18 protein-coding genes are annotated in these 16,859 nt (G+C 54.8%); 3 read left to right on the top strand and 15 right to left on the bottom strand.

The features are described from left to right. Window positions 1–38: 38 nt before the first annotated feature. From AABB31_RS20105 to AABB31_RS20095, 3 genes are all read right to left on the bottom strand, one after another. A complete protein-coding gene (locus tag AABB31_RS20105; RefSeq protein ID WP_342076460.1) occupies window positions 39–1,655 on the bottom strand; it encodes a hypothetical protein in 1,617 nt (538 codons plus the stop codon). A gap of 3 nt (window positions 1,656–1,658) precedes the next feature. Continuing rightward, a complete protein-coding gene (locus AABB31_RS20100; RefSeq protein WP_342076461.1) occupies window positions 1,659–1,916 on the bottom strand; it encodes a hypothetical protein in 258 nt (85 codons plus the stop codon). A 94-nt stretch (window positions 1,917–2,010) separates the two neighbouring features. Then, window positions 2,011–2,670 (bottom strand): sugar transferase, encoded by a 660-nt coding sequence (locus AABB31_RS20095; protein WP_342076462.1) that lies wholly within the window; start codon window positions 2,668–2,670, stop codon window positions 2,011–2,013. A gap of 307 nt (window positions 2,671–2,977) precedes the next feature. On the opposite strand from AABB31_RS20095, the gene AABB31_RS20090 reads away from it, so the two are divergent. Further along, window positions 2,978–3,448: a hypothetical protein gene (locus tag AABB31_RS20090; RefSeq protein ID WP_342076463.1), complete on the top strand. Its 471-nt coding sequence runs from the start codon at window positions 2,978–2,980 to the stop codon at window positions 3,446–3,448. Between the two features lie 3 nt (window positions 3,449–3,451). On the opposite strand, the gene AABB31_RS20085 is transcribed toward AABB31_RS20090, so the two are convergent. Both AABB31_RS20085 and AABB31_RS20080 read right to left on the bottom strand, forming a co-directional pair. Next, window positions 3,452–3,745 (bottom strand): hypothetical protein, encoded by a 294-nt coding sequence (locus AABB31_RS20085; protein WP_373635233.1) that lies wholly within the window; start codon window positions 3,743–3,745, stop codon window positions 3,452–3,454. 847 nt (window positions 3,746–4,592) lie between these two features. Next, window positions 4,593–5,267, bottom strand: a complete 675-nt coding sequence (locus AABB31_RS20080) for a hypothetical protein (protein WP_373635231.1) — start codon at window positions 5,265–5,267, stop codon at window positions 4,593–4,595. A 544-nt stretch (window positions 5,268–5,811) separates the two neighbouring features. Between AABB31_RS20080 and AABB31_RS20075 the strand changes: the two genes are divergently transcribed. Together AABB31_RS20075 and AABB31_RS20070 are read left to right on the top strand one after the other, a co-directional pair. Beyond that, window positions 5,812–6,408 (top strand): EF-hand domain-containing protein, encoded by a 597-nt coding sequence (locus AABB31_RS20075; RefSeq protein ID WP_342076466.1) that lies wholly within the window; start codon window positions 5,812–5,814, stop codon window positions 6,406–6,408. Between the two features lie 791 nt (window positions 6,409–7,199). Then, on the top strand, window positions 7,200–8,282 hold the full coding sequence (locus AABB31_RS20070) for an IS481 family transposase (RefSeq protein WP_342074941.1): 1,083 nt from the start codon (window positions 7,200–7,202) through the stop codon (window positions 8,280–8,282). A gap of 8 nt (window positions 8,283–8,290) precedes the next feature. Here the strand turns inward: AABB31_RS20070 and AABB31_RS20065 are convergent, their stop codons facing one another. From AABB31_RS20065 to sctJ, 10 genes are all read right to left on the bottom strand, one after another. Beyond that, the gene (locus tag AABB31_RS20065) at window positions 8,291–8,890 is read right to left on the bottom strand and encodes a hypothetical protein (RefSeq protein ID WP_342076469.1); all 600 of its coding nucleotides are present in this window, start codon (window positions 8,888–8,890) and stop codon (window positions 8,291–8,293) included. Window positions 8,891–9,011: 121 nt separating this feature from the next. Further along, window positions 9,012–10,052 (bottom strand): EscU/YscU/HrcU family type III secretion system export apparatus switch protein, encoded by a 1,041-nt coding sequence (locus AABB31_RS20060; RefSeq protein ID WP_373635230.1) that lies wholly within the window; start codon window positions 10,050–10,052, stop codon window positions 9,012–9,014. Continuing rightward, a complete protein-coding gene (locus AABB31_RS20055; protein ID WP_342076471.1) occupies window positions 10,049–10,861 on the bottom strand; it encodes a flagellar biosynthetic protein FliR in 813 nt (270 codons plus the stop codon). Before AABB31_RS20055 ends, AABB31_RS20060 begins: the two co-directional genes overlap by 4 nt. A 3-nt stretch (window positions 10,862–10,864) precedes the next feature. Continuing rightward, on the bottom strand, window positions 10,865–11,134 hold the full coding sequence (locus AABB31_RS20050) for a flagellar biosynthetic protein FliQ (RefSeq protein WP_342076472.1): 270 nt from the start codon (window positions 11,132–11,134) through the stop codon (window positions 10,865–10,867). A 4-nt stretch (window positions 11,135–11,138) separates the two neighbouring features. Next, entirely contained in the window at window positions 11,139–11,777 is a 639-nt protein-coding gene (locus AABB31_RS20045; RefSeq protein WP_342076473.1) for an EscR/YscR/HrcR family type III secretion system export apparatus protein, read from the bottom strand. An 8-nt stretch (window positions 11,778–11,785) separates the two neighbouring features. Beyond that, window positions 11,786–12,847, bottom strand: coding sequence for a FliM/FliN family flagellar motor switch protein (locus tag AABB31_RS20040; protein WP_373635229.1), 1,062 nt, complete (start codon window positions 12,845–12,847; stop codon window positions 11,786–11,788). Further along, on the bottom strand, window positions 12,847–13,338 hold the full coding sequence (locus AABB31_RS20035; RefSeq protein ID WP_373635228.1) for a hypothetical protein: 492 nt from the start codon (window positions 13,336–13,338) through the stop codon (window positions 12,847–12,849). Before AABB31_RS20035 ends, AABB31_RS20040 begins: the two co-directional genes overlap by 1 nt. Next, complete coding sequence (locus AABB31_RS20030; protein ID WP_373635227.1) at window positions 13,328–14,659, bottom strand: FliI/YscN family ATPase; 1,332 nt, start codon at window positions 14,657–14,659, stop codon at window positions 13,328–13,330. The genes AABB31_RS20035 and AABB31_RS20030 overlap by 11 nt, the downstream gene beginning before the upstream one ends. Further along, complete coding sequence (locus AABB31_RS20025; RefSeq protein WP_342076479.1) at window positions 14,656–15,486, bottom strand: hypothetical protein; 831 nt, start codon at window positions 15,484–15,486, stop codon at window positions 14,656–14,658. Before AABB31_RS20025 ends, AABB31_RS20030 begins: the two co-directional genes overlap by 4 nt. A gap of 460 nt (window positions 15,487–15,946) precedes the next feature. After that, the gene (gene sctJ / locus AABB31_RS20020; RefSeq protein WP_342076480.1) at window positions 15,947–16,675 is read right to left on the bottom strand and encodes a type III secretion system inner membrane ring lipoprotein SctJ; all 729 of its coding nucleotides are present in this window, start codon (window positions 16,673–16,675) and stop codon (window positions 15,947–15,949) included. Window positions 16,676–16,859: the final 184 nt, after the last annotated feature.

Genomic DNA, 16,859 nt, shown 5'->3' with positions numbered 1-16,859 from the left:
ATCCTGCCAAAAGGTCCCGGGCGGAAAAGGCGCGCGGGTCAGCCGGACGCGGGCAGATCAATGGTCAGCACATGACGACTGAAAAACCGCAACGCATCCCCAGAGGTCAGCGTCAGGCCACCATCAGCACTTCCCACGATATAAGCCTTCGCCAGCCAATCGAGACCACTGCCAGCCGCAGTGGCATTTAGATTTGGCCGCAGAAAGGTGTCTAATTGGTTAACGCGGTTATTGGGACCCGCCAGCAAACCGGCCTCGTGGCCATAGCGCAAGCTTGCATCCCCGACCGTCGCGGTGATGCCGATGCGACTTACGTCATCAAAGTCGATACTCGCATTGCTGACACTCTCATAGTCCGCAAGGGTCACGGTCGCGCCCTGGGCCGGTTGCAAGCTATCCGCGACCAGGCTGCGGCTTTCGCCATCCCAAGGGACAAATGGGGCCATACCCAGATAACACCAGTCAAACGCCAAGGTGGGGCCGATACCAACCACGTTGACCTCATGCTGGACGGCGCCCGGTGTGATGCGACGGACCAGGGTGCAATTGGCCGCATCACCGGCGGCGCCAGCCTGCCACACGGTCTGTTCGGTGATGGTGATATTTGCACCAACGCTCAACCCCGCACCGGCAGGGGCCGGAGCCCATGGGCTATCATCGACAAGGATCGTGCGTGATTGCAGATCCTCGTTGCCATGGGTCTGGCCACCGACCTCGATGCTTGGGCCGCTTTCGGTAAAGCTGACGGCATATTCGCGCTCGGACGCGTAGTCGATGCAGACGAATTGCGGATAGGTCGGGCGGTTGTCGGCACGCCAGTCCAATGCGCCATCCGTGTCGATACCACCGGTATGCGTTGGGGCCTCTGTCCCGCTGGTCCCGGTCGCGCGGGCGGCATAATAGATGCCCTGGTATTGGACCTCGTCCCCCATTGCGTAGTCGGTATTCGGCTGCCATGCCGGTGGGAGGATGCGCGGATCCTCCAGTGATCCTGATATGCCCACGGCCTCCAGCATCAGGGTGGTGCCACCCGGTGTGGCCCCGCCGCCATTGCTGATCGTGACGGTATGGCTGCCGGTCAAACCGGTTGCGACCTTTACGGCCTGACGGCGCTGCAAATCGGCCGCGCTATAGGTTGAAAACGCCTTGAAACCCAGACCGGCCGGATCATCAATTGCGTCAACGAGGGCCTGTGACCCATCAATATCGACCCGGGCAAACGCACCGCTGGTCCGGGCGGTGAAATAGATCCAAAGATCATAAGGGGCCGACCGGTCAACCGTGACGGACGCGGTCGGCGATGTCGATGAGGTGCTGACGGCGCGATTGCCGGTGTAGCTGCCGTTAAACCCCACCCCGGAGGTCTGCAATTGTACCCAGTTGCCGGTCAGGGTGAGGTCACCAACCGGATAGATATTGCGCAGCTCCATCACCAGCGTTTCACGCCATGACAGGCGGGTGGCGGCATTGTCATTGTCCAGACGCATGCAGGCGGCATAATTCGGCGCCAGCTCTGTCCACAGGTTGATGCCACCGTTTCTGCGTTCTGACACAGCCACAGACTGGCCCGTCGCCGGTGGAAAGAACGCAGCCAGTGGAATGATCTCCGACTGGATGCGCTGCCCCCATCCGGGAGACAGCTCAAACCCGATCATGGATTAGTACCACGCAATCAGCTGAGCCGTCGTACCGGCTGCGAGAACACGGACAGGGCGCAGACTAAGGACTGTTCCGGCGGCCACCTCATAGCTGACGACCTCGCCATCCTGATCCTGCAACGCGACCGTCCCCGATCCATTGACATATAGCGCGCGTGGGCGGACAGGCAGATCAGCACCGTCAGCCGGGATCACCGCGTAATGCGAAACGGCAGGGGATGTCAGATTGACGTAATCGGTTTCAAATGGATCTGGCATGGGGCCTCCAATAAATGGTTGAAGCCCCTGATTACCGACGCGATGTTACCAACCACTTTTGGCAGCGTACGTTGCTTGCCCTGGGCGCCCGGCCCTAGGCACCCCGGCCCGACAGCACCACGATGATCGTGCGCCAGGCAATCCACAAATCCAATGTCAGTGTCGTATTCGCAATATAATGCAAGTCGGCGCTGACCTTGCGGCGCACGCCCTCCAACCCGTCGACATAGCCGATTTCGGTTTGCGCCAGCCCGCTGATGCCCGGCATCACCTGATGCCGATGCCGGTAGCCCGGAACAACGCGCACATAAACGCAGGCATGATCATAACTGTCCGGGCGCGGACCAATCAAGCTCATCTCGCCGCGCAGGACATTGATAATCTGGGGCAATTCATCAATACGGCTTTTACGCAGCAAACGGCCCAAGGGGGTGATCCGATCCGTCTCAAGCTGGTCAAACGCACCGCGACTATTGGTGCCCTCATGTCGCATCGTCCGAAATTTGAGCGCCGAAAAACGCCTGCAACGATATCCCATGCGATCCTGCCAGAACCATAGCGGCCCGCGATTGGCAATCGGGTTCACAGCGATCAATAACACCATGAGGATGGCCAAAAGTGGAAGCAGCATGACAGCAACGATCTGGTCAAACGCCCGTTTGACCGGAAGTGGCGGGCCTTGGGGTGTCGGTGCCACCACGGCGTCTGGCCCGTCTGGATCAACTTCGAAAACATCCCCTTGAATATATGACATTACCGCGCCCATGGATTCATAAAAGTTAACTTAATTACAAACCCTTACGGGCCAGTCTTCTTAAGAAACCTGAAACGGGGCGGTTAAAGAGTTCTTAAATACGCCCCCCTGAGGGGGAAAAAACTGCGAATTTTAGGAAAATTTATTGCAGGCAAGACGATGACACACGTCATGCGTGTATTTCGACGCCTAAAGGCTTTTAAGCAAACTTAATTCAAAGCACGGCGGCAAGATCGCGTTAAGACACCACGCGCTTCACTCACGCTGGGATTCGTACTTGTTGCGAACGGGTAGAGTGGAACATTTTATGGTACAGACACTTCGTGGCTGGACGCTTGTCGCGTTCGGCCGATTGATAGCGGGCATCGGCATCATGCTGATCTCCACGCAACTTGTGACAGCGCAAGGCGGGCAAGTCCATGTTATTGGAAATGATCGGGGCGGACTGATCGGCGCCCGGGTACGTGAAATTGCCCAAATCAATGCCGAACAGGCCCGGGTCGAGCTACGTGGCCGGATCTGCTATTCATCCTGCACATTATACTTGGGCGCCGATGATGTATGTGTCAGTGCGAACACAACCTTCGGCTTTCATGGGCCAAGTCGCTACGGCCAACCGCTTCCGGCAGAGCGATTTGAACATTGGTCCGATGTCATGGCCCGCCATTATCAGCCAGCTTTACGCAATTGGTTCATGCAGGAAGGGCGGCATCGTATCGTGGGATATTACCAACTGAGAGGCGCACAACTTATTCAGCTGGGCTATCCGTCATGTTGAGGATCACTGCGTATCAGGCGTCGTATTCCCGCCGGTCAAGCCAGACGCAATGGCGGTCACCACACCGGCACCCACCAGCGGCGCCAACCCGCCCAGCAATGGAACAAACGCTGTCGCGTCTTCGCCGCAGGTCACGCGAATGACGCCCGGCTCGCTGACCACAGCGCCCGCAACACCCAGCGGCTCGCAGGCCGCATTTAATCGTGCCACGATTGTGGGATCCTGCAAATCCTGCGCCGACACAGCACCCGGCACCAGCATCAGGCCAACAAATCCAATTCTGACAAGCACCCGCATGGGCAATCCTTTCCGGTCGTCCGATCCGATGCAGGCATCAAAACGGAACAGGGTAAAGATAGCGTAAACGCGCAACCACTCGGAAAGGCGCGGCGCGAAGCCAAGAGCTGCACCAGATGCCAGTCTTTGGACGCCTCCACAAACCGCATCAGATGCGGCCGAAATTAGCACCCTAGAACCACTAAATTATAAATTTTCAAATACTTAAGAGGACTTCCAGACCATCAGATTTGTTTTGGTGCGGACGGCGGGACTTGAACCCGCACGATCATACGATCGAGAGATTTTCTTACCCGCTACGGTTTTCACCGCCGACGCCAAAGCGCCGTTTGTGGTCTGGACTATCCCTTCACCATCGCCGGTCCCCGGCCTTAGGTGCTGCCCGTCTAGTCTCTACACCTTCCGTTCGGACACTGGTCCCGAACGGCTTGGCTCGGGATTGGCATAAGCCATCATTGTGGCCGTTAGCTTTCCCCGAATTTGAGCAGTTCTACTCCCGGAGTTTCCTCCGAGGCACTCAAAACATGGCTTAAGTCTCTTGTGTCTACCGATTCCACCACGTCCGCATCCATTGTTGAGGATATCACACACAAAGACGCCAAAGGCCACTGCTTTTCCACCCGAGTGCAGCGTGCCGTCGACGCGGATTGGAAAAGCCATTGAGCGGTGCGCGGAATGCGATGGCCCCCTTCAACGCGCGGATCGCCAGGGCACGTTTCATCCGGCCAATCGAATAAATCCCGTCTGACGTCGTCGCGTGTTGGATATCTACAAAGCCTGATCTGGCAGCCCCGCACGACAATTTCCTTTCCGCCAGCAAAATCGGCACGCATCTTTGACTAACTGCCTACCGCATTGGAAAAATTGTCATGATCGCCGAGGCATATTCAGCCCGTGTAATCGTCGCACGATTGCCCGCGTATCGGTGATAGGCAGAGCGACCGTCGGCCATCGGCAAACCGGCCCAAACCTTAGCTAACCGATCCATAAACGCATCATGGGACATACGGCCCGCAATGAAACGGGCATAGCCTGCCTCTTCGATCAGATAGCGTCCCATACGGTCCTGTGTCGGCCGATCATAGACGGTATCTCCGGACAACCCCAACGCACTGACAAGGCGATTGAAGGTTGCGGGAATGATCTGATTGCGACCAATGGCATGGGGCTGGCCCGGCGTGGCGCGGACCCAGGCCTGTATCTCTGCAACGGTCAGTTGTGACGGTGGTTTGCCTGGCTTTATTCGGGCGCCAAAGTGAACGCTGTCGTAACCGTGCACCGGGCTTTCCGCCCGGCTTATCAGTGCCAGTAGCTGGGACATGGCCGCATCCTGATCAGGCCGATTTGCGGCCGAAACTGGCGTTGTGCGTGACGATATCGCGGTATCTGCCGCAGTGATCGCTGGCTGACCGGCCATCATGCCAGCATATCGCGTTTGATCATCTGCGGCAGCCGCCGAGCCTGTCATGCCCGCTAGGGTCGACAAACCCAGGACCAACCCCGCCTTACTGATTTTCTTCACGCACATTTCTTCGCTCCAAGGGGCTCAGAGCCCACCAATTCTGTTTTCTCAGCTGCGCAGCCATCGCCAGGCAGAACGTGGGTCGGTCAGGACATCATTGAAATACGGGGGGCATCGAGCTTCGCCAGTCGTCGTGACGACGGCTCTCAAGACGCACTCCCGGATCCAGGCTCCGACTTGGCGTTCGAACTAGCACCTGCTAGGTGGTGGCAGGATCGGTGGCCTCAACGCAGGTCGTGCAAAGCAATCACCCAAATCACTACGTATCGGTGCGCAACAGATCTGGGCAGCAGCGACGCGGCGGTGTGACCATGCGCCCGTCTCACCCAACAATCGGGAACAATACGGCGCAGATCGCGACCACATTCATACTGATACGGCGTCCATATGCGGCAAACGGGGCGATGACAGCGTCAGCTGCGTGGGTGCGGGCTGCCATCTAGGTGGTGACACGCAAGAGTTTTAGGTAGTGGTCCGCACAGCAGCCGCATCGTCCCCGTCATAATGTACAGAAGCGAACACAACTCACAGGAGGACGATACGAATGATCAATGGTGTACAAGGTGCCGGCGTCAACTTAGCCCAGCTAAATGGTGGCGGACAACAAATGGACAACATGGTGAAGGATGCTTTCGGCGGCGAGCAAGGCATGCAGCAGCTGTCGCAAGCCCTCGACAAGAACAGCGATGGCAAGATCAGCCAGAAGGAATTCGACGCAGCTGACTCAAACGGCGACGGCATGCTTGATCAGCAAGAGATCGCAAACATTCTCGAACAGTCGGAGGCCTCGCAAGGTGGTCAGGGCAGCGGCGGCCAGGGCGGCGGTCAGGGTGGCGGTGAGCAATCCGGCGGCGGCGAAAAAGGCGGTGGCGAACAAGGTGGCGGTGAACAAGGCGGCGGCGGCTCTGGCGGCGGCGGTGTTGCTGGCAGCTTCGGCGGAATCTCTATCGAAGATCTGATCTCTGCGCTTGATAAAGATGGAGACGGCAAGATCAGTAAGGAAGAGTTCCAGAAAGCCGACAAGAATGGCGACGGTGAAATCGACAAAGAAGAACTGGCAGCTGCCAAAGAAGAAAACGGCGCTGAAGGCGAAGGCGGCGGCGAAAGTGGCGGCGGCGACGTCGGCGGTGGCAAAGGCTAAGCTCGCCTGGCAGACCTTAGAACCGACGAGAGACGCGACATCCCGTCGGTTCAAGCCACATCAACCGCGGCCGTGTTTCTCCCAGGCGCGCGTTGCTATCGAGGCATCTTTGAACGTCCGCACCACGTCCCAACAAAACGGGGCGTGGTACTTTTTTGTCGCCGCGCAGACCGGCACGGCCAACCGGCGGCACAAGCACTCATCTTTGTAACTGAATAGTAACGACGCGGATCAATCGAGCAACAGACTCAGATAGCGGAACATCCCGAGATGTGATGCGGGATCTGAACATCGTGTTGCGGTCATTGTGCTTCGGGTCAGGCGTAGAGCGACAACATCAGCCGCAGACCCTTACTCATCACACTAGGTTCAAAACTGGCCGGCGTTATAGGCTTCGCCGCAGGTTTCCACCACGATGAAAAGGAGGTGCGAGTTTTCAGAAAGTCCAGCAAGCGATGTTAAAGCATTCATAGTGGAACAATATATCTAACGAGCGGCGCTATGGCCGGAAGCCGCCAATGTTCCACCGCAGTTTGCATATTACGAAAAGCGTCGGAAAAAGGTTATTGAGCATTTCGCCTGGCCATCAGCTTTTTAAGAACTCTTTCGGCCACAGGATCATCGTTTGTGATGCGCACGCTCAGATCGACCCAAGTCGGCCAGAAAATTCTTGTGTCGTCCAAATCAATAAAATACTGCATAAACTCAGCTCGAAAATTCTTCAAGTGTAAAACACACGACTTGATCTGACATTTCTGCTCTTCTGGAGCGCAATCAAGGAGTGTCGATCAATGACAAGTATTCAAGAGAAGATCATCAAGCCGAAGCTGGGGCTGTTGGAACTGGCCAAACAGCTCGGAAGCGTGTCGCAGGCCTGCAAAGTGATGGGTTATTCGCGGGACAGCTTTTACCGGTTCAGAGAACTTTACGATCAGGGTGGCGAAGAAGCCCTGATGGATCTCAGCCGCCGCAAGCCGGTGATGAAAAACCGCGTGCCAGAACATGTCGAGAAGGCGGTCATCGAACTGGCCATCGACAACCCGGCTCTGGGTCAGAAACGGGCGTCGTGGGAGCTGCAGCAGAAAGGCATCATGGTGTCATCGTCGGGCGTCCGGTCGATCTGGCTGCGTAATGATCTGGAAACCATGAAAAAGCGCCTCAAGGCCCTGGAGGCCCGTGCCGCCCAAGAGGGTATCTTGCTCACCGAGGATCAGTTGGCCGCGCTGGAAAAAGCCAAGGCCAAGAAAGAAGCCCATGGCGAGATCGAGAGCCACCACCCTGGCTATCTGGGCAGCCAGGACACCTATTATGTGGGCACAATGAAGGGCGTCGGACGCATTTATCAACAGACCTTTGTCGATACCTATGCCCGCGTGGCGATCTGCAAGCTCTACACTGAAAAGACGGCAATCACCGCGGCCGACTTGCTGAACGACCGCGTGATCCCGTTCTTTGCAGAGCATGAGATCAGCCTGCTGCGCGTCCTGACAGACCGGGGCACGGAATACTGTGGCAAGGTCGAGAACCACGCCTACCAGCTTTATCTGGCCGTCGAGGACGTGGACCACACCCGAACCAAGGCCAATTCTCCGCAAACAAACGGCATCTGCGAGCGGTTCCATCGCACCATCAAGGATGAGTTCTACGACATCGCATTCCGCAAGAAACTGTATCGGTCAGTCGAAGAGTTGCAGGCCGATCTGGATGCGTGGCTGGCAAAGTACAACGAACAGCGGCCACATTCGGGACGTCACTGCTATGGCAAAACACCTATGCAGACCTTCCGCGAAACGCTACACATCGCTGTCGAGAAGACGATCAAAACGCACGACCAATCGGACAGTGCGCAACCCGTTCTCAGCGTCGCAAGCTGAGATGTCCGTCAGATCAAGTCTGAAGTTTTACACTTCAAGAAATGCGCTGAGACAGAAACGTTATGTTCTTGTGCAGAATCGTGCAAAAGTTGCTCAACAACCTCAACGGCTTTTTCTTTACTTTCCTTCGGCGTCAAATCGTCGCTGAGAACAAGAATAACTTCGCCATCGTCAGTTGTTGTAACTTTTGATTCCTCATTCTTATCAAGACTGACATCAACCTCTGCTCCAGAATCCGTCTTGACCACTGTTTCCTTGTCATCTTTCACGACAACAACGGTGACATCCTTTTCGATGGTATCGCCAGCCTCGACAACAGTTGCGGTTACATCGCGTTGCTCTTTCTTTGAACGTTCGTCCTCTGTTTTCCCATCTATCATGCTTTCAACATCTTCACGGGAATCGTCATTTTCCACAGCTTCGACAAAGGTATCCAAGACTTTCTCAGCGGCTTTCGCCGACTTTGAATCCGCGTTCGGTTTAGTTTTCGAAATATTTTTGTCCGCCTTCGCCCCGGGGCCCTGGGCAGTATCAAAGGAGAAAACGGGCCCTTCGGGTTGCTCCGGTTGGGCCATCATTGGCGGTGCGGTTGTCGGTACGGGTTTCATAGTTGCTGTGCCTCCGATTGGCGTGCAATTTACACTTCATGATAGCGGAGCGAGGACCTAGGGTGATAGCTGACTCAACCACCTAGTTTTCTACGTATTGGCGGCCTACTTTATTGCGCTCTTAACCGCCAAAGATGGCTTGCATCCCACGTACCAACGGTTTGAAGGCAATTTCGTCCACTTGATATCCCGGTTCGGTACCAAACGAGGTCTCAACGATCTCTTGGTCCTGGAGTTCACTAAAGCCGTTTTCCTTGACGGCCGCGCGCAGCTTTTCGACGGCTTCTGGGGTGCCAGCCTTTGCTGCGACGATGGGGATTGGCGCATGATCCGGATGATAGCGAATGGCAACTGCACGATCTTCGAAGAAGAAGATCATGTTCGCTTTATCAACACCGGCGCTACCGGCGGTCCGCGCCATTTCATCCCGTATGCGGTTGCGTTCGCGGCGGACCTCATCAGAGCCGAATTGCTCCTTGCGCTCCTTTTTCACTTCCTCATCGGTCATTTTTTGCTCTTTGAGATAAAGGCCACGCTGAAGCGGGACCTCGATAAGAACCGACACCAATAGTATGACGATTGCGGTCGTCGACAGGATCCCAAAGATTCGTAACGCCAGAATGATCGCGCAGTTCTCATTGCATCGATCAAGGTGAAAAAGATCGTCCAAATAAAGATAGAGTGTTAAAAGAACAACCGCGAACCACGCTGTCAGCCGCAATAACCCCTGACCGACCTCAACCCAGGTGCGTTTCCCGAACATGCGCTTGAGGCCAGCCGCCGGGGACAAGCGGTTTGGTTTGGGTACCAAGGGCTTTAGCGCAAAATTGATACCCTTCAAAAGGATCATTGATGTGAAGACGCTAATTACAATTTTCGCCAAAATGAGCACCCCAACGCTCAGGAAAACGGCATTAAGTGCGGCAAGAATGGCAGGTCTATAAACAACCATAAAATCAAGAACCTCTGCCCGTTCAACAACAGAGAATAGCGACATCAAATGCTCTATGATTATCATCGCGATAATTGGAATGACAACCAAGGCGACTGCGAAATTCCAAAGGCTCGTCACATCCGAGAATTGTGGAACATTGCCTTCCTCACGCTGTTTACGCAGCTTCTTTTCGGACGCATTATGTTTTTTCGGTTGTGAGTCGCTCATGGAAAGTACGAACGCATAACGTCAACTGCATCAAAAGCTGCAATAAGCTCGGCATCTGCGACCCTGAGTATGAGCATTGCAGTTAATGGCAGCGTGAGTTTTGTAACGAGGTTCTTCACAACAAACGAAAGTTGGAAGATGCCAAAGCGCCGAGCAAGCTTTTCGGCGATTGCCAGAACAAGCTCGACGATAAACAAAAGAAGGATCACCGGCGCGATGATCTTGACGGCCAGACGTAACGCCTTTCCGAGCGCTCTTAATGCGATATCTGCGGTGCCGTCGACCAAAAACGGCAACGTCTCCATCAGCGGCCATATCGCATAGGTCGCATAGATCATATCAACGATGTAGATCAGCCCACCGTTGCCAAAAAAGACAGCAAAGCCAATTATCAGATAGAAAAGTGACGTCGTTTGAATGCCGCTCCCGTCCGGCGATGTCAGGCCGCTGTCATTCTCACCACGGAACGTGTCTGACACGGCCCCGGCATATTGCAAAGCACGAAACGGGCTGGATGCCAGCAACCCCAGCCCGTACCCAATTGCGAATTCCTTCGCCGCAAGCAGCGCGATTGTCAAAGATGACATTGTGGCGACGCCCTCGGCCACAGTCGTATATTCCAGCAACATAAGTGGTGCGGTCAAGGCGACAACAACACTCAGACGCATGATACGGTCGGAAAAGAACCCCCAACTAAAGGGATAGAATGAGTAAAAGATCCCAAACATCCGTAACGAACATATAATAAACACTGCCATTCCAGTCTCGAATGGCACATTCACAAACTGTAAAACAATGTCCCGGCTCATAGGCTAGAAGCCCAGATTTCCGAATGAACTGAACAACTCGCGTGTCGAGCTCAATAGCGGCGCAACCAGGGACCCACCAAAGCTAAGCAACATCGCTGTGATGGCGACGATCTTCATTGTTTGCGAAAGCGTCTGATCCTGAATCTGGGTGACTGCCTGGATAATTGAAACAATTAGTCCGCTGACCGTCGCCACCGCCAATGGCAGCCCGGCTAATAGGACAACGTTCATCATAAACGCAATCAAATAATGTGCAAAAGTACCCTCTGCCATATCACTACCCCAGATATGTTACGACCAGTCCGCTCACCAATTTTGCCCATCCATCAACCATGACGAAGATCAGCAACTTGAAGGGAACCGCGATTATGTTTGGCTGCACCATCTGCATTCCCAACGCCATGAGGATGCCTGTGACCGCAAGGTCAATTGCAACAAATGGCAGGTAGAGCAAAAATCCGATTTCAAACGCCTCGGTCAGCTCCGTCACCAGAAAGCTTGGGACTTGTATGATGAAACTTTCTGGCGTTGCGACGAGTCCGGATCCCTCCCACAGCTCATTCGCAATATCGGTGAAGAAAAGGCTTTGAGCCTCGTCAATATTGCGCTCTAAAAATATCTGGAAGGGTGCAATGCCGATATTCCATAAGGCTACAAAATCTGCAGGGCTTTCTAGCTTAATGTCAGTGTCCTGAATCGCACCGACCGCCGCATTGATCGTTGGCAGTGATATGAACAGCGCCAAAAAGAATGCAAGCACCATCAAAACCGCATTTGACGGGACGTGCTGCAAGCCCATAGCGTTGCGAATTATCATGAACACAACCGACAGCTTGACGAAAGCTGTCATGGACAACACGGCCAGCAAGAAGAAGGAAGCCAGAAAGCCAATGACGAGAGGTGAAGTGTAATCCATACGCGCGGCTAGCTCGTACGGTCGTGCTCAGCTAAAAGCTGAACACCGACCTGCCCCTCGTAGTCGACCAGTTTTCCATATCTCAGAAATTTGCCATTTACGAGAACGCGAACCACATCGTTTTCCGGCGGATTTATCGGTAGAATTTCTCCACCTCTCATGCCCGTAACTTCCTGAAGACTGATCTGCGCTCTGCAATGCTCGATGCTGACATTCACGAGAATTTCGCGTGCATCAAAGACATCATCGCCGTCCAAACGATCAGGTGTTTCCTGCGCGATAGCACCATCTGCGTCTATTTGTTCAATGTCCATTTTGTCTCCCAGGATAATTTTGCCACTGCGGCGACGCGTCGCCCTCCACAACTGTGTGTTTGCGATGCGAATTATGCGATCGGTGGTCCGGTTCCATGACCGATCCAGCAAGATGACGTCGCCCTTGGCCGCGTCTTTGATCACATGAAGCGGGATCTGGAAATCGGGACTGCGCACCGATACTGGCACGATGATCCCCTCGGCGTCAGTCGATACGCCATCTGCCGACCCGCCCGCAGCTTCATCTTCACCACCCATCCAGTCGCGCATGACGGACGGCAGCGTATCGATAAGGAGCGGCAACGGCTGCACATTTGCGTCTGAAAGATTGATGCTGAACAGCAATGAGGCAGGCAAAATGCCGGGATCGCTCTGAACCGCCTCACATTGCGTGATCAACACGGTAACGCCCTGTTGGTCGTGTAACTTACCAAGTTCTTCGGACAGCAGGTGCCGGTACATGATCTTGCGCAGGCGGTCGGTCCATGCCCGTGTCTTTTCATTATACCCGGCGTTCAAAAAAATCATTCGAAGCGCCAATGTTGGCACATACACATGACAGGTTTCTTCGCCGACAACGACGGTCAGTTTGTCCCAATCAGCAACGACGCCATCATACGCATCGTCAACGAACTGAAGTCTAAGATCCGCAAGATTGATCGCGCTGGCATTAAACTTTTCAATGAGAATCTTGCGATCTCTTTCGGTCAGCGGCCGACTGCTTGCCTGGCCATTATCTGCGTGATCTCTTGGCATTACGCGCTGCGCCCCCTTGGCTGGCACATGACTGTTGCAACCTCATCAAATTCATCTTCCTCAAGCATGTCGGCCTCGCGGCGTTCCTTAATTTCAAGCTTGTCTTTCAGCCGCTCTAATTTGATGCGTTCAATGGCTTCCTGGCGCAGTGTCCGGCCAGCCTGCTTCTTTGTTGATTGCGCAACTTCAACATCATCATGGGCACCATTTACGTCATCTTCCGCACGGCGAATGGCGCGCCGGCCCCGGCTAAGCGCGAGTGCAACAACGGCAAAGCGTGCCTGAGGATCCTTGGTCTCTTCAGCAGCCCGCAGGGACTTTTCCACCGATTTATAATGGTTTGCGACGGATGATTGCAGATCTTGCTCAGCTTCTTGCACGGCAACGGATTTGCGCTTCACGTCTCGTCGCGCACTTGCCAGTCGCGCCTGCCCCAACTTTTCACGAAAATTGCGGACTTCCAGGATAAGATCGAGCGACTTACTTTGCATCGGACAGAATTTTCTTGAAAAGAGCAAAAGTGTCTTCCAGCGCGAACTTCTCCTCAATCTTCTGTTTGAAGGCTTCGTTTATTTTCGGGACCAGCGCGACCGCGCGATCATTGTCCTTGTCCTGACCGGGTTCGTATTCCCCGATCTGCACCAGGATTTCGATCCGCTCATAAATGGCGATCAACCGGCGGACCTCGATCATCATTTCCCGATGCGTGTCGTCAGTGACATCACCCATGATCCGACTAAGGCTGCGGGCAACATTAATTGCCGGATAGCGGCCCTCGGCAGCGATTTTGGGGTCCAGAATGATATGGCCATCTGTCAGGCTGCGGACCTCCTCACCAATCGGGTCATTGGCGTCATCGCCTTCGACAAGGACGGTAAACAGACCGGTAATATCCCCATGCACATTGCGGCCTGCGCGTTCGATCAATTCAGGGAGTGCCGGGTAAACCGACGCGGGGTAGCCGCGACGCGTCGGGGCCTCGCCGGCGGCAAGGCCGATTTCACGCAAGGCACGTGCAACACGGGTCAGGCTATCCATCATCAACAGCACGGATTTGCCTTCGTCGCGAAAGCTTTCGGCAATTGCGGTTGCCACATGGGCGCCGTTCAGCCGCTCCATCGGTGATCGATCCGACGTCGCCGCAACAACCACGGTGTTGCGCCGCTTTTCGGCTGGCAAGCTGCGCTCAAGAAATTCCCGCACCTCGCGGCCGCGTTCGCCAATCATGGCGATCACGATGATATCTGCTTCACAATGCTGGGCGATCGCTGAAAGGGTTGACGATTTCCCGGTTCCGGCGGACCCGAAAATCCCCACCCTTTGCCCTCGGCCCAAGGTGGTCGCAAAATCGATGGCTTTCATGCCCGTGATCATCGGGCGTTCGATCAATGGCCTCGTCATCGGTGGCGGGGCATCACAGGTGACAGGACGACGCATCATGCCCGGGGGAAGCGGGTCCAACCCGTCAATCGGGTTGCCCATCCCATCAAGGGTGCGGCCTAAAAGTTGGTGACCCACGGCGACGGTAAGTTCGCGGCCATAACTGCGCACCGGCGCACCAACTGCCAAACCTGTACACGCGCCAAAGGGGCTGATGATCACTTCATTATCGTCAAGACCGACAACACGACCAATGATGGCGGGCTGTCCAGCCGTACGATGGATTTCACAGATTTCACCGATGATGGCGTGCGAGAATACAGCCCTGATCACCGGACCCGAAAGCCGGGTGACACGGCCCTGTGGCGGGCGTGGCGTCATCCCGTAAAGCGCCGCGCGCGTTGCCTCAAGCCGGTCCAGCAACAGGGTCATTCCGGCGACCCTTCGCTATCGACCCGCCCGAGCGTTTCTTGAAGCACCGCCTCAATCCGGCTGAACTGATCTGCCAGACCAAAGTCAATCGAGCCTTCTTGCACCAACAGGCGCATGGCCCCTGCATCGGCATTCGGGTTGACATTGACCGATAGGTTGGCAAATTTTTCCGCCTTTGCGGCCTTTATCGCATCGTTGATCTGACCCGCACGGTCGGGTGCGACCTCCAGCGTAACAGCGCAACCTGTCGGAAGATCATCCAACGCCTTCTGCACAATCATCCGATATTTTTTTGCGTCAGGCATTGCGCCGATGACTTTTTTGGTCGTTTGAATGATGAGATCAGAAATGGCCGGCAGGGCCTTTTCGAACGTTTGGCCAATGGCAGCGATTTCCTTGTCAAGCGCGGCAAGCTCTGTGCCTAGCCTTTGGGACTTTTGTTTTTCAACCCAAGCCGAAACATCCTCGTCAAGCGCCTCGGTACGCCGCGCCAACAATTCGGCGGCATTGTCCTTCGCCCTATCGATGATGCTTCTGGCCTCTTGCTTTGCTTCTCTCAACATCTCCTCTCGCGCCTCGTCGGCGGCCGCGCGACCGAGGCGGGTCGCATTATACGCGTCAAACTCCGCCGCACTCAGCAACTTTGCAGAAAATTGAGGCTGTTCAGCAGGGATCATCAGACTTCGAAGACACGTGCGCGAGAGATGAACTGCGTCATCAAAATAACGCGCGCACCACAATCCGTCAGGCCAATTCGCGGCAGTTTGAGGTCGGGTATCTGCAACAGAATCTGCGCGCGACTGTTGCTGGGCAATGTCTGCATCCAACACGCGATCGTTTGCATGCCGTCCGAAGAAATTTCCTCCAACGGTGGCAGCGGCGTCTTATGCGCCGAGAACCCAAGATCATGCTTCTTTCTGAAACTCAGCGCGAGGCGAACCAGCGGCCCCGGAAGCTGTTGAAGCAGCGCTCGGCTCAGCGGATTGTTGAGCTCCATGACCATCTGCTCAGCAAATCTCGCGATCCCAAGAATGATTGGCAACATGACCAAATCTTGCGAGATGAACCAATTCACCTCGTCGATATGTCCGCGATCTTGTTTTGTCAGCTGGCCAGTATATCCGGTAGCGCTGTAGGCCTCTTGACGAATTTCATCCCACAGATCCGGATTGGACATAATGCTGTTGCGCAGTTCGTGGGATTCAATTTCACGCAAAATGATACTGCGGGCATATCCTCCCATGATTTCTGGGGTCAGTTCGAAAGTCGCTGTTTCGGTCATCTCAGTTATCTCCGGCTTCTCAGTGCTGCGCAGGCAAGTTGGTAAATACAAAAGCAAATCGCCATCAGAAGCCCAGCTGCAATAAATAACGCTGAGTTCATGCCAAAGACGTTGGCTTCGCTCACTTCCGGGGCGGTCACCGTAACTTCAGATCGGACGACAGGAAATGACACGACCGCCACTTGCTCATAGTCGAGATCGGCAATCGCACCCGAAATCAGTGTTTTGATTTTCGGAATTGCGGCCTGAACATTGAAGTTCACCTCATGATGGACAATCACAGACGCCGAGCCGGGCCGAGCCTCGTTTCGCCCCCGCTGCTCGTCTCTTGGCAAGCTGATCGTCACACCAGCGTCCCGCACGCCTGCGATAGAAACAATATCCTGAGTAAGCTGTTGTTCCAAAGCGAAGGCATATCTGACTTGCTCTTCAAAGGGCGTTCCAACCAACCCCTCGGCAGTGAAGACATCATCCATTGCGCGGAACTCGCGTGATGGCAGCCCATGCTGGTCCAGAATGATTGTTGCGATTGCCAAATCCTGCTTGTCGATCATCAAGGAATAGACACCAGCCTCGACCTCTTTCCGGCTGGCCGAGACATTCGCGGAAATAAGCGTCGCAACCATTTCATTCACAGCGCGCGCGCTCAAATTGGTATAGATCGCCTCCTTGCAGCCCATCAGCAGCAAAGGCAATGCGAGCAGCAACGAAGTGCGAATTCGACGATGAACCATTTAAGCCGCCTCCCTATTCCGACAAAGATCAAGCTTGATCACTGTCGAATGTGACAGGGGGTGCGAAATTTTCGAATAAGGGATCACTCCGGTCGTCTGCGGAGGACTACGTAGCAATGCTAGTAGCTACTGAGTATTTCGCGTTTCAGTTGCGAGCGAAATTAAAAGCCCGTCGTTCGGTCAA

The organism is Yoonia sp. SS1-5, from assembly GCF_038443705.2.
In the GTDB taxonomy this organism is placed as follows: Bacteria; Pseudomonadota; Alphaproteobacteria; order Rhodobacterales; family Rhodobacteraceae; genus Yoonia; species Yoonia rhodophyticola.
The sequence above is the reverse complement of the archived record's forward strand: the minus strand, read 5'-3'. Positions and strand labels throughout refer to the sequence as shown.

What these genes read in the sequence shown, in the direction of transcription:
- AABB31_RS20035 (WP_373635228.1), bottom strand. Translation starts at nt 13,338, where the DNA reads ATGCAAAGTAAGTCGCTCGATCTTATCCTGGAAGTCCGCAATTTTCGT.
- AABB31_RS20100 (WP_342076461.1), bottom strand. Translation starts at nt 1,916, where the DNA reads ATGCCAGATCCATTTGAAACCGATTACGTCAATCTGACATCCCCTGCC.
- AABB31_RS20090 (WP_342076463.1), top strand. Translation starts at nt 2,978, where the DNA reads ATGGTACAGACACTTCGTGGCTGGACGCTTGTCGCGTTCGGCCGATTG.
- AABB31_RS20105 (WP_342076460.1), bottom strand. Translation starts at nt 1,655, where the DNA reads ATGATCGGGTTTGAGCTGTCTCCCGGATGGGGGCAGCGCATCCAGTCG.
- AABB31_RS20065 (WP_342076469.1), bottom strand. Translation starts at nt 8,890, where the DNA reads ATGAAACCCGTACCGACAACCGCACCGCCAATGATGGCCCAACCGGAG.
- AABB31_RS20040 (WP_373635229.1), bottom strand. Translation starts at nt 12,847, where the DNA reads ATGCCAAGAGATCACGCAGATAATGGCCAGGCAAGCAGTCGGCCGCTG.
- AABB31_RS20045 (WP_342076473.1), bottom strand. Translation starts at nt 11,777, where the DNA reads ATGGATTACACTTCACCTCTCGTCATTGGCTTTCTGGCTTCCTTCTTC.
- AABB31_RS20085 (WP_373635233.1), bottom strand. Translation starts at nt 3,745, where the DNA reads ATGCGGGTGCTTGTCAGAATTGGATTTGTTGGCCTGATGCTGGTGCCG.
- AABB31_RS20030 (WP_373635227.1), bottom strand. Translation starts at nt 14,659, where the DNA reads ATGACCCTGTTGCTGGACCGGCTTGAGGCAACGCGCGCGGCGCTTTAC.
- AABB31_RS20095 (WP_342076462.1), bottom strand. Translation starts at nt 2,670, where the DNA reads ATGTCATATATTCAAGGGGATGTTTTCGAAGTTGATCCAGACGGGCCA.
- AABB31_RS20050 (WP_342076472.1), bottom strand. Translation starts at nt 11,134, where the DNA reads ATGGCAGAGGGTACTTTTGCACATTATTTGATTGCGTTTATGATGAAC.
- sctJ (WP_342076480.1), bottom strand. Translation starts at nt 16,675, where the DNA reads ATGGTTCATCGTCGAATTCGCACTTCGTTGCTGCTCGCATTGCCTTTG.
- AABB31_RS20060 (WP_373635230.1), bottom strand. Translation starts at nt 10,052, where the DNA reads ATGAGCGACTCACAACCGAAAAAACATAATGCGTCCGAAAAGAAGCTG.
- AABB31_RS20070 (WP_342074941.1), top strand. Translation starts at nt 7,200, where the DNA reads ATGACAAGTATTCAAGAGAAGATCATCAAGCCGAAGCTGGGGCTGTTG.
- AABB31_RS20055 (WP_342076471.1), bottom strand. Translation starts at nt 10,861, where the DNA reads ATGAGCCGGGACATTGTTTTACAGTTTGTGAATGTGCCATTCGAGACT.
- AABB31_RS20075 (WP_342076466.1), top strand. Translation starts at nt 5,812, where the DNA reads ATGATCAATGGTGTACAAGGTGCCGGCGTCAACTTAGCCCAGCTAAAT.